This is a genomic window from Polaromonas sp. P1_E12, assembly GCF_056405975.1.
This window is the reverse complement of sequence record NZ_JBFUBB010000004.1, coordinates 323,878-337,177: the sequence shown is the minus strand read 5'-3', so window position 1 is coordinate 337,177 and position 13,300 is coordinate 323,878. Positions and strand designations below refer to the sequence as shown.

Annotated in this window: 2 protein-coding genes; both read right to left on the bottom strand. The window is 68.2% G+C overall.

The window, feature by feature from the left end:
* Positions 1-82 precede the first annotated feature (82 nt).
* A complete protein-coding gene (locus AC1D13_RS14035) occupies positions 83-1,120 on the bottom strand; it encodes an SPFH domain-containing protein (RefSeq protein ID WP_457281947.1) in 1,038 nt (345 codons plus the stop codon).
* A gap of 64 nt (positions 1,121-1,184) precedes the next feature.
* Complete coding sequence (locus tag AC1D13_RS14030; protein ID WP_477689737.1) at positions 1,185-13,274, bottom strand: YDG domain-containing protein; 12,090 nt, start codon at positions 13,272-13,274, stop codon at positions 1,185-1,187.
* Positions 13,275-13,300: the final 26 nt, after the last annotated feature.

The window sequence follows — 13,300 nt, the reverse complement described above, 5'->3', positions numbered from 1 at the left end:
AGCGAAGGGCCGCCCCGAGCAAGCGACGGCCCCCTCGGGGGGCAGCGCAGTACACGAAGTGACAAGCGTGGGGGCCACATACTTAAACTAACTTTTTGAGCAGCTCGGCCTTCTTGGCGTCGAACTCTTCCTGTGTGAGGATGCCCTTGGCCTTGAGCTCCCCGAGCTTCTCGAGCGTTGCCATGACATCGTCGGGCTTGACCGCCGCAGCCGCCGCAGCCGAAGCCGCCTGGGCTGTGTTGCCCTGCAAGCCCTGCTGCAGGTTTTGCGCCAGCACCTGGCCCAGCGCCACACCGGCACCCAGGCCCATGGCGTCACCGGCAATACCGCTGCCGCCCCCGCCGCCTTCGGCGAACTTCGGGATGGCCTGCGCCGTCTGGTACTGCATGAACTTGCCCATGTCGTTGCCGACCATGCCCATGCCGATTTTCTGGTCGAGGATTTTTTGCAGCTCTTCGGGCAGCGAGAGGTTCTGCACCGTCATGCCCTCGAGCTTCAGGCCGATCTTGGCAAATTCGGGCACAAGCTGCGCCGCCAGCGCCTGGGCAAACACGAGCTGGTTCGCGGCCAGGTCGAGGAAGGCAATGTCGCTGGCTGCAATGGCGGCGGAAATATTCTGCAGCACCAGGCCCCGCAGCTGTCCGTCAAGGTCGGCCGTGGTGTAGCGGTCGCGTGTGCCTGAAATTTCGGTGTGGAAAAGCTTGGGGTCGGCAACACGGAAGTTGTAGTTGCCGAAGGCGCGCAGCCGGACAGCACCGAAGTCCTTGTCGCGAATGGTGATGGGCTGGGGCGTGCCCCACTTCTGGTCGATCTGCTGGCGGGTGCTGAAGAAGTAGACGTCGCTCTTGAAGGGAGACTCAAACAGCTTGTCCCAGTTCTTGAGGTAGGTCAGCACCGGAATGGTCTGCGTCGTCAGCTTGTACATGCCGGGACCGAACACATCGGCGATCTTGCCCTCGTTGACGAAGACCGCCATTTGCGATTCGCGCACGGTGAGCGAGGCGCCGTACTGGATCTCCATGTCGGCCATCGGGAAACGCCAGGCCAGTGTGCCGTCGTCGTCCTCGGTCCACTGGATGATGTCGATGAACTGTTTCTTGATGAAGTCCATTAAGGCCATAGCGCGCTCCCTTGAGTGGTTGTCGGCCACATGATACCCGCCGATAACGACGTTTTTACGTTATTTACTGGCCCTGACCGCCTCCAGCGCAGTTCAGGCCGCGGCCCTGCTCCGCGCAGTCCTGCAGGACCAGCCCGGCACTGCGCGGATCAGGGAACCCAGCCAGGCGGAAAGTCGGCACATCGGCCGCAACGCCGCCTTCGGCATCCTTGATGCCGGCGGCGCGCAGGGACTGCTGACGGCGCTCATCGCCTTCCAGGACTGGCAGCGCCGTACCGTTCACAATGCGCGCGTCACCGGTACGCTCCGCGGTACTGGCAGGGGCCGGCGTGATATTGGCTGTCGTGGCGGCCGTCGCATTCTGCAAGGTGTAATTGCCGGCGTCGGCACCTGACAGGGTGATGCCGGTAATGCTGACGGGCTTGCCATTGCCGACGGCAGGCGAATCGAAGTTTCCGGTAGCCGCCCCCACGGTGAGAACGTCCGCGCCTATGCGCCCGGTAAACGCAGCACCGCCCGTTGCCAGCGTAGCTGATGTGGTGCCGTCCTGCACCTTGTTCGCGGCGGTGATGCCGCTGACATTCGCAATCGAAGCCGGCGTGATATTGGCCGTGGTGGCGGCCGTGCTGTTGACGCTGTAGTTGACCGCATCGGTGCCGGTGATGGCAATACCGCCGACGTTGACGGTTTTACCCACGCCCGCATTCTTGTCGGCAAAGCTGGCCGAGGTGTTGCTGGCCGTGAGTACATCGCCGGCGACCCGGTTGTCGGCCAGTGTCACGGTTGCGGCAGTGCCGCCGTCGTACACCTTGTTTTGGGCCGTGGCACCCACCGTCAGGGCGCGTTGCGTGATGTTGGCGGTGGTGGCGGCCGTGGTGTTAAACGTGTAGTTTCCGGCGTCGGTGCCGGTGACGGCTATGCCGCTGACGTTCACCGTCTTGCCGGTGCCCACATTCTTGTCGCCAAAGCTGGCAGCCGTGTTGGTGGTGGCGAGCACGTCGCCGGCAACACGGTTGTCGGCAAGCGTCACGGTGGCGGCGGTTCCGCCGTCATAGACACGGTTTTGGCCTGTGGCGCTGACCGTGAGGGCTCGCTGCGTGATGTCGGCCGTGGTGGCGGCCGTGGTGTTGTACGTGTAGTTCCCGGCGTCGGAGCCGGTCACGGCAATGCCGCTGACGCTCACCGCCTTGCCTGTACCCACATTCTTGTCGCCAAAGCTGGCAGCCGTGTTGGTAGCCGTGAGCACATCGCCGGCGATCCGGTTGTCGGCAAGCGTCACGGTGGCAACGGTTCCGCCGTCATACACACGGTTCTGGCCGGTTGCGCCGACCGTGAGCGCGCGCTGCGTGATGTTGGCAGTGGTGGCTGCCGTGGTGTTGGCGCTGTAGTTGCCCGCATCGGCGCCGGTGAGGGCAATGCCGCTGACGTTCACGGTCTTGCCGGTGCCGACGTTCTTGTCGATAAAGCTCGCGGCGGTATTCGTGGCGGTCAGCACATCGCCGCTGAGGCGGTTGTCGGTCAGCGCGACGGTGGCCGCAACGCCGCCGTCATAGACACGGTTCTGGCCGGCGGCGCTGACCGTCAACGCGCGCTGCGTGATGGTCAGCGCGCCATTGGTCAAGGCCAGGGTGTAGTTTTCGCTGTTGGTACCTACGCCGGCAGTGATAGCCACCGGTCCGGCCGCCACGGCCGTCCGGTCAACGGCTGTGGTGGTGTAGTTCACGCCCAGGCTGGCGATGGTGTCGCCGTCGATCAGCCCGCTTACCACCCCGGTCAGCAGCGGGTTGGTGTCGCCATACACCTTGGTCTTGTTGTCGGCCGTAACCGTCAAGGTCGGCGCGACGCGGTAGAGGAAAGTATTTGCGCTGCCGGCCGGTACATAGCTGGCGTCGCTGTTGTAGCGCTTGCTGTAGCCGGCAACGCCCTCAAGCGTGGTGCCGGGGTCGCCGCTGTAGACCAGGTAGCGGCCAGATGCGGCCACGATGCCGCCCGCGCCCACATTGTTGACGAGCTGGCCGCCGGTGCTGACGCCGGCTGCATTGGCGCTGCCGGCCTTGAGGACGACGGCATCGCCGGTGGCGGAAGAATTCACGGCATTGTTCAACGTGAGATTTGACGCCGCGCCGGTGGTTTCAATTTTGACCGCGCCGGTGGCCGTTACGCCTGCTGTCGCGCCGACCGTGCCCACAACCAGTGCGCCGGCCTGCCTGTAGTCCACGCTGCCGGTGCTGGCGGCGAGCGTGGTGACGGCATTGCCCGCGTTTGCCAGGGTATAAGCACCCGTTCCCCCCGTCAGCGCGAGCCCTGAAGCCAGGATGGCGCCAGACTGGCTGACAGCCCCGCCTGCAGACAGGGTGGCATTGCCGGTTGTCGCAACGGCAGCCACGTCGAATCCGGCCGCGCTGCTGTACTGGATGGCCCCCGCCGCATTGGCCGTGTCTGCGGCATTGCGGGCCTGCAGGTTGATGGCGGTGCTGGTGTTGCCGCTGTTGTTGAGCGTGATGCCACCGCCGGCGTTGACCAGCGTTTTGACCTGCAGCGTGCCGGCCGTGATGTTGCCGGTACCGGCCGTCTGGGTGACCGCGCCCAGTGCCGTCAGGTTCAGTGTGCCGCTGCCGAGGTTTGAGGCCGTGCTGCCCACACCCAGGTTGACGGCGCCCGCGCTGCGCACGAAGGCGTTGGCATTGCCGGTGGTGTTGACGCTCAGGTTGCCGGCCGCCACGTCGATGCCGTTGCTGGCGTCGGTGCCGATCTGGCCGTTGGCATTGAGGGTGAGGTTCTGCGCGGTGATGGTTTGCACGCCCACATCGGTGATGGAGCCGGCATTGAGCGTCAGGGTCTTGCCGGCCAGGCCGACCGCGCCGCCTATGGTCATGGCGCCAGTGCTGGCCGTATCGCCGATGACGATGGGGCCGGTGGCGCCCGTGGCGAAGGCGCTGACTTCCGCGGCCGTGAGGTCAAAGCCCGAAGCGCCCGACAGGGACATGGTGCGGCTCGCGGTTTTGGCCTTGAGCGTCAATGCGCCACTGGTCGCCAGCGCGTTGTTGCCTGTGTTCGCGGCGATGGCGACCGTGTCGGCCGTGATCGTGATGGGCCCGCTGCCGGCAACCACGTCGACGTTGTTCTGCGTGTACGTGCCGGTGCCGGTGTCTATGGCGACAGCGTTGTTGACGGTGCTGATATTGCCAGCCACCGTTGTGCTGTTGTTGCCGTTATTCAGCGTGAAGCCGCCCGCCGCCGTGATGGCATTGAGGGTGGCGATGTTGTTGGCCTGAGTGCCGAGGTTCAGCGAGCCTGCACCCGTGCCGGCCACTGCCAGCGAGGCCGCCGTCACAGCGCCCGACTGCGTGATGTTGCCGCCGGATTGCAGCGTCAATGCCCCTGTGGTGTTGACAGCGGCCACGTCGAAGCCGGTGGCGTCGCGATAGCTGACCGCGCCATTGGCATTGGCCGTGTCGGCGGCGTTGCGGGCACGCAGATCGACCGTGGCGACCTCGTTGGCGGCATTGTTCAATGTGATGTTCGCCGTGCCGGCGGACAGCGTTTTGGCCACCAGCGTGGGTGCGGTGATGGCACCCGTCTGGGTGATGGTCGCGCCGGCCACCACTGTCAGGCTGCTATTGGCAACGGAGGTACCCAGCACCACGGCATTGGCATCGCGCAGCGAGACGTTGTTGCCGCTGGTGACGGCCACGCTGGAGAAGTTGTTGGCCGCATTGGCCAGCGTGATGTCGTTGGCTGCGCCGGCGGCCAGCGTGGTGGCGCCTGTGACCGTCACCGCGCCGGTCTGTGTGATGGCGCCGGCCGTATTCAGCGCCAGAGAGCCCGACACCACTGAGGTCCCCATCACCAGCGCATTGCTGTCGGTGATGCTGACGTTATTGCCCGTGGTGACAGCCACCGCCCCCGTGAAATCGTTGCCGGCGTTGGTCAGCGTGACGTTGTTGCCGGCGCCGGCCGCCAGAGTGGCGGTGGTCGCCTTGATGGCGCTGGTTTGCGTGAGTGCGCTTCCGGCCGTCAGGGCCAACGCACTGACGTTGAGCGCGCCATTGAGACTGATGTCGCCAGTGTCGGCGCCGGCGGTGGTGGCCGTCAGCGAGGTGGAACCGGTAACGCCCACCGAGGCACCGCCCATGGCGCCCACGGCGATGTCGTTGGCGGTCACGGCCAGCGCCGACAAGGCCAGGCTGGCGCCCGTGGTGCCGGCAATGCTCACGTCGCCGTTGCCTGCCTGCAGGATCAGCGTACGGCCCGAGGCCTGGCTGTTGACCGCTCCGTCGAACTGGATATTGGCGCCGGCACCCGCGCCGGCATTGCCGCCGCGTGAGTCCACAGTGATGCTGGCCGTATTGAGCAGTGCGTCATCCTTGATACGGACAACGCCGCCAGCACCGGAGACCGCGCCGCCGACCTGGTTGCCACCCAGCGCAGTAAGCCCGCCGGCAAGGGTGATGGTGGGCGTGGCGCCCGCTGCGTCGAGTGTGATGGCGCCTGCGTTACCGCCCGCCGCCACGCCTGTGCCGCCGTTGCCGCCGGTGGTGGTGATGGCGGCGACCGATACATTGCCGCCGGTGGAAGCCATCGACACCGCGGCGCCCTGACCGCCGGCCTGGTTGCCGCCCGCACCGTTGCCGCCAACGGCGCTGATTGCACCGGTGCTGCTGATGGCCCCCGTGGAATTGACGGTGACCGCGCCACCATTGCCACCCGAGCCGACGGTGCTGCCGTTGGTGCCGTTGGCCGTGATGGCCGCCGTGGTGACGCCCGCGCCGGAAATGTCTACCGTGCCGGCATTGCGTCCGTTGGCCGGGCCGGCAGTCGTGCCGCCGCTGGTGACTATGGCGCCAACCGCCACTGCGCCGCCGGATCCGCTAACGCTGATGTTGCCGCCATGGCCCGAAGTGCCGCCCGTAGTGGTCAGCGTACCTGCCGTGAGGTTGCCAGCCGTGTTGCTTAGGGTAATGCTGCCTGCCGAGCCGCCTGCGCCCGTGCCGGCTGCATTGCCGCTTTGCGCAGCCAGTGCACCCACCGTGACAGCACCCGCAACGGTGTTAGCCACGCCGATGCTGCCCGCATTGCCGCCGTCGCCGTTGGTGGTTCCGCCCGCACCCCCGCTGGCCGTCATGCCTGCGGTAGTGACCGCCCCCGTGGAGGTGATGCTGACGGCGCCGCCGCTGCCGCCCTTTTGACTGGACGTGGCCGCCGCCGCGCCGCCGCTGGCGGTGATGGTGCCGGTGCCCATGTTGAGGCCGGCGCCGCTGATGGTGACCGTGCCGGCATCACGGCCTGCCAGACCGCTGACCGTGGTGCCGCCGCTGGCGATGATGTTGTTGTTGAGCACCGACACCTGGCCGGCAGCAGAAAGGCTGACGTTGCCGCCGTTGCCCTTGGCACCACCGGTGGTGGTGACGGCCGCGGTGGACAGCGTTCCCGCTGCGGCGGTGTTGCTCACGGAAACACCGCCGGCCGTGCCGCCCGCGCCGGCGCCCAGCGCGTTACCGGTTTGCGCCGTCAGCGTTCCGGTGGTGATATTGCCGCTGCCGCTGTTGTTGACCGTGATGCTGCCGGCATTGCCACCGGCCGCATTGGTGCCGACCGCTGCGCCGCCGCTCGCCGTGAGATTGGTGAGCGTGAGGCCGTTGTTGCCGGTAATGGAAATCGCCGCACCGTTACCGCCGGCCTGGTCACCCGTCAGCGTGCCATTCGTGCCGCTGGCGGTCACGGTGGTGCCGGTCAGCAGGCCTCCTGTGGCCTGCAGCGTGACGGAACCTGCGTTGCGTCCCGCCGTGCCCGCGTTGGCGGTGCCGCCGCTGGAAACAACCGCGCCTGTCGTCAAAACGCCGGCCGTCGAGGTGACGCTGATGTTGCCGCCGTTGCCGTTGGCGCCACCCGTGGTGGTAAGCGCACCGACTGTCAGCGCCGTTCCGTTCAGCGTGATACTGCCGGCCGTGCCGCCGGCGCCCGTTCCGGTGGCGCCACCCGTTGAGGCCGTCACTGCCGCGGTGCCCAACGTGCCGCTGCCCGTGATGCTCACCACACCGGCATTGCCGCCGGCCTGGTTGGTGCCCAGGCCCGCGCTGCCACTGGCGCTGACCAGACCCGTGACCGAGCGGTTGACGCCCGTCACCGTGATATTGCCCGCATTGCGGCCAGCGCCGGTGCCACCGGCCAGCGCCGTGCCGCTGGTGTTCAGCGTGCCGGTGACCGTCACGCCGCCCTGCGAGGCCAGTGCGACCGAGCCGCCGTTGCCGCCTGCCGCGCCGCTGCTGTCTATCGCACCGGTCCCGATGTTGGCGCCTGCCGCGTTGTTGGTCACGCTGATGCTGCCGGCCGCGCCACCGGCGCCGGTACCCACTGCCGCGCCCGTACGTGCCGCGAGCCCACCCAACGCAATCGCGCCTGCCGTTGTGGAATTGTTCTGCACGGTGATGCTGCCGGCATCACCACCGTCACCGTTGGTGGTGCCACCCGCGCCGCCGTTGGCGGTGAGAGCGCCGGTGGTCACGGCATCGGTGGTCGTGATGCTGACGGCCGCGCCGCTGCCGCCTTTCAGGTTCGACGTGGCAGCTGCCGCGCCACCGCTGGCCGTGATGGTGCCCGTTCCCATATTGAGGCCGCCGCCGCTGATGGTGACGGTGCCGGCGTTACGGCCGGCCTGGCCGCTGACCGCAGTGCCGCCGCTGGTGGTGATGTTGTTGTTGACGATGGACACCTGGCCCAGTGCCGACAGATTGACATTGCCGCCGTTGCCCTTGACACCGCCGCTGGTGAGAATGGCCGCGGTGGACAAGGTACCGCCGGCCGCCGCGTTGGCCACGCTGACGCTGCCGGCCGTGCCGCCTGCACCTGTGCCCACCGCATTGCCGGTTTGCGCCGTCAGCGTTCCAGTGGCGATATTGCCGCTGCCGCTGTTGTTGACCGTGATGCTGCCGGCATTGCCGCCGGCCGCATTGGTACCCACGCCTGCGCCGCCGCTGGCCGTGAGGTTGGTCACCGTGATGCCGCCGGTGCCGGCAAGGGAAATCGCCGCGCCATTGCCGCCGGCCTGGTCGCCCGCCAGTGCGCCGTTGGTACCGCTGGCCGTAATGGTCGTGCCGGTGAGCAGGCCGCCCGTGGCCTGCAAGGTGACCGCTGCTGCGTTGCGACCCGCCGTGCCGGCATTGGCCGCGCCACCGCTGGTATTGATGACGCCGGCCGTCAAAACGCCCGCCGTGGACGTGACACTGACGGCGCCGCCGTCGCCGTTGGCGGTGCCTGTGGTCGTCAGCGCGCCAGCTGTGACGGCGCTGCCCGTCAGCGTGATGCTGCCGGCGTTGCCGCCGGCGCCCGTTCCTGTTGCGGCACCTGTTTGGGACGTGATGCCGACCGCGCCAAGTGTGCCGCTGCCGGTGATGCTCACCGCGCCGGCGTTGCCACCCGCCTGGTTGGCACCCAGCCCCGCGCCGCCGCTGGCGGTGATCAGGCCCGTGACCGAGCGGTTGACGCCGCTCAGGGTAATGTTGCCGGCATTTTTTCCTGCGGCGGTCACCCCGGCGCCGATAGCACCGCCGCTGGTGTTGATCGTTCCGCCGACCGTGAGAGCGCCCTGCGAACTCAGGACGACGTCGGCGCCGGCGCCGTTGGTGCCGCCATTGGCCGTCACAGCCCCTGCGATGGAGAGGGCTTGCCCGGCCGCGCTGTTGGTCACCTGCACAGCGCCGGCGGTGCCGCCCGTGCCGGCGCCGAAAGCAGCCCCGCTGTTGGAGCTCAGTGCTCCCAGCAAGATGGCGCCAGTGGTGGCCGAATTGTTGATGACGGTGATGCTGCCCGCGCTGCCGCCGTTGGCCGGCGTGGCAATGCCCGCACCGCCCGTGGTGTTGATGGCGCCGGCGGTGATGCCGCCCGCGGCAGCCGTGATTTGCACATTGGCGCCGTTGCCGCCGCTTTGGCCGGCGCCTATGCCTGGCGTGCCGTTGGCCGTGATGTTTCCGGTACCGGTGCTCACGCTTGCGCCTGAGAGCGTGACGGTGCCGGCATTGCGGCCTGCATTGCCCGTCAAGGTGACGCCGCCGGCCGTATTGATCGCGCCTGCAGCACCAGTGGACAGCGCACCCTGGGCACTCAGGGTGACGGCACCGCCGTCGCCTTTGGTGCCGCCGGTGGTGGTGATGCCTGCCGTCGTGACATTGCCGGCCGCTGCCGTATTCGTGACGGCGACGCTGGCCGCGGTGCCCCCTGCGCCCGTGCCGATTGCATTGCCGGTTTGGGCCGCCAGGGTTCCGGTGGTGATGTTTCCGCTGCCGCTGTTGTTGACCGTGATACTGCCGGCATTTCCGCCGGCAGCATTGGTGCCCACACCCGCGCCGCCGCTGGCCGCGAGATTGGTGACGCTGATGCCACTGTTGCCGGTAATGGAGATCACCGCACCGTTGCCGCCGGCCTGGTCGCCCGTCAGAGTGCCGTTCGTGCCGCTGGCGGTCATGGTGGCGCCGGTCAACAGACCACCCGTGGCCTGCAGCGTCACCGTTCCGGCATTGCGCCCGGCCGTTCCCGCATTGGCTGTGCCGCCGCTGGAAACGATCGCGCCTGTCGTCAAAACGCCGGCCGTCGAGGTGGCGCTGACAGTGCCGCCGTTGCCGTTGGCGCCGCCCGTGGTCGTCAGGGTACCAGTGGTCACTGCCGTGCCGTCCAACATGATGCTGCCTGCTGTGCCGCCCGCGCCGGTGCCCGTCGCTGCACCGGTTTGTGCTGCGATGTTGTTCGTGCCCAGGCTGCCGCTGCCGGTGATGCTCACCACGCCGGCATTGCCACCGGCCTGGTTGGTACCCATCCCTGCACCGCCGCTGGCGGTGATGGCACCGGTGACGGCGCGGTTGACGCCCGTGATCGTGACGTTGCCGGCGTTCTTGCCTGTTGCGGTCATACCGGTACCCAACGCGCCGCCGCTGGTGGTGATCAGCCCGCTGACGGTAAGGGCACCTTGTGAGCTCAGGGTGACATCGGCACCGGCGCTGTTGGTGCCGCCGTTGGCCGTGATGGCCCCCGTGGTGAGGCCTTGCCCGGCCGCATTGTTGGTCACCTGCACGGCACCGGCCGTGCCGCCAGCGCCGGTCCCGAAGGCCGCTCCGCTGCTGGAGCTCAGCCCTCCCAGTGAGATGGCGCCCACCGTCGCCGAGTTGTTGATGACGGTGATCGTGCCCGCATTGCCGCCGCTGGCCAGGGTGGCAATGCCCGCACCGCCCGTTGTATTGACGGCACCGGCTGTGATGGCGCCCGTGGCGGTGACTTGCACATTGGCGCCATTGCCGCCATTTTGGCCAGCGCCTATACCCGGCGTGCCGTTGGCGGTGATGTTGCCCGTGCCAGTGCTTACGCTTGCACCCGAGAGTGTGACGGCGCCAGCATTGCGGCCGGCATAGCCTGCCAGCGTGACGCCACCGGCCGTGTTGATGGTGCCAGCAGCGCCGGTGGACAAAGCGCCCAGCGCACTCAGGTTCACGGCGCCGCCGTCGCCTTTGGCTCCGCCCGTCGTGGTGACTCCCGCGGTCGTCAGGTTGCCCGCGGCAGCCGTATTCGTCACCGAAATGCTGCCGGCCGCACCGCCGGTACCGGTGCCCGTGGCCGTGCCGGTCTGTGCGGCCAGCGCGGCGGCAGTGATGTTGCCGGTACCGCTGTTGGTAACCGTGATGGTTCCTGCATTGCCGCCCGACGCATTGGCGCCCACACCGGCCCCGCCACTGGCGGTCATGGCTGCGCCTGCGATGCCGCCCGCGGCGACTATGGAGACTGCGCCCGCGTTGCCGCCGTTGCCGGCCGTGTTGCCGGCCGTGCCGCTGGCCGTTACAGCGCCCAGCGCGGTGATGGCGCCGGCCGCCGTGATGTTGATTGCACCGGCATTGCGGCCTGCAGTGTTGGCCAGTGCCGTGCCGCCGGTGCTGGTGACGGTGCCCGCGCTCAGTGCACCGGCGGAATTGAGCGTGATGGCGCCGCCGTCGCCGTTGTTGCCGCCCTGGGTGGTGATGTTGCCGGTGCCCAGGCTGGCGCTGGCCACGCTGTTGGTCACGGAGATGCTGCCGGCCGTGCCGCCGGCGCCGGTGGTGACCGCATTGCCGGTGCTGGCGGTCAACCCGCTCACAGCGACGTTACCGGTGCCGCTGTTAGCCAGGATGATGCTGCCCGCGTTGCCCCCGGCCGCGATGCCCGTCGTGCCAGCGGCACCGCCGCTGGCCGTGAGGGTGCCTGTGCTGGAGATGCCGCCGGTGGAGGTAATGCTGATACTGCCGCCCGTACCACCGGCCTGTCCAGCCCCCAGCCCGGCGGAACCGCTGGCGGTGATGGCGGCGGTGGTGACACCGGCGCCCGAGATGCTGACGGCCCCGCCGCTACGGCCTGGGTTGCCGGTTGTGGCAGGGCCTCCGATGGCGTTGATGGCCCCGAGCAGGTTGACAGTGCCCGTGGCGTTGAGGGTGACGTTGCCGGCATTGGTATTGCCGGCGCCTGTGGTGGTGATGCTACCGGCCGCGGTGCTGGTGATATTGGCCGCCGAAAGATTCACGCCGCCGGAAGCCGTTAGTGCGGCATTGAGGGCAATCGTGTTGCCAGCTTCAAAGCGGACCTTGTTGCCCGCCGTCATGGCCAGTGCGCTGGCCAGCGTGATGTTGCGCGAGGCCTGGAGGTACAGCTCGCTATAGCCGGTAATGTCGGCGATCTGGATGGTGTACGTGCCCGTCGGGCTCGGTGGATCGAAGAGGGCCACGTCGGGCGTGCCATCGGCATTGTTGGGCGGTGAGGACTGTATGGTGTTGTTGATGTCGATGTCCTGCGGATCCAGCAGCACCCTTCCGCCAGTGCCGGCCGGCGCGGTCACGTCGATACTGCCGCGCAGGTCCAGCTGCTGCTTGCCCGAAACCTCGACAAAGCCGCCGTCACCACCGTTGGCGCCGCCGCGCGCGCTGATGGCGCCGCTGTGGCGCGTGTCACCGTCGGCCCAGACCACCACTTTTCCGCCTTTGCCGCTGTCTGTCGCGTCGGCCCGTATCGATGCGCCTGCGGCCACATAAGTGCGTGAAGCATTCTGGACGGCCGCATTGCCGCCCTGGTAATCGCCGCCCACCAGCGCGGTGCCGCCGCCGGCTGCGCCGGAGACGTCAATGGCAGCACCGGTGTCCAGCGCCACCTTGTCGCCCAGCACCTGCACCGTGCCGCCGCTCTGGCCGGCCACCGTGCCGCTGGCGTCGAGCGTGCCCGAGACATGGACCACGCCCGTGCCACCGCCGCTCAGCACAATCGTGCCGTTGCGCTCCACGGCGGAGTTGGCGCGGATGACGCCGGACTGGTTGATGACGGTCGCCATGGCATCGCCCATGGCACTGGCCAGCACGGCAACCCGGCCGCCCGTGGCCGTGATACTGCCGCTGTTGGTGATCGCGGCCTGCGCAGCCGCGGCGTCCACCGAGAAGCGCACCAGGCCCACACCCGAGGTGTCGACCGACACACGCGAGCCCGCGAGCAGGCCGACGGAGCCGGCTTCGGCGCTGATGGCGCCGGTGTTGGTGACCTGCGGCGCAGCCAGCAGCACGTAACCGCCGCGCGCGGCGGTGATGCTGCCGTGGTTGCTGACGGCGCCCGCGCCGCTGCCGCTGAAGCTGAAGCTGTAGCGGCCGGCCATGAAGTCGCCGTTGCCGATGTCGAGACTGGAGGCGACGAGCCCACCCACATTGACCTGCGCCCCCGGGGCGAACATCACGCCGGACGGATTGATCAGGAAGACCTGGCCGTTGGCGCTCAGCGAACCGAAGATGGATGAGGCACCGTTGCCGATGACGCGGTTCAGCGCGACGGACGAGGCGCCGGGCTGCACGAACTGCATCGATTGCCCCACGCCGATGTTGAAGCTTTGCCAGTTCAGCACCGCCTTGTCGCTGGTCTGGTTGACCACCATGGCGTTGGCCGACGGCGTGCTGACGCTGGCCTGGCCTCCCACCACCTGCGCGCCTTCAGGCAAGGCGATGGCCCAAGGCGAGACAGCCGCCAGCAGTGTTGCAAGCAGGCGCGACAGCCTGCGGTCGCTGCGGATGCGGTAAGTGGCCGAGAGCTTGCGCGACAGGCGGACCACCACCGTACGCACGGACCAGGGGCGGTAGGGGGCGTGAGCGGAAGAAGTGGGGGCGGTCATGATGGGTATGCAGAGCAGGGAGTGGG

Excerpts from the sequence above, each read along its gene's own strand:
- AC1D13_RS14035 (WP_457281947.1), bottom strand. The coding sequence starts at position 1,120 with ATGGCCTTAATGGACTTCATCAAGAAACAGTTCATCGACATCATCCAG.
- AC1D13_RS14030 (WP_477689737.1), bottom strand. The coding sequence starts at position 13,274 with ATGACCGCCCCCACTTCTTCCGCTCACGCCCCCTACCGCCCCTGGTCC.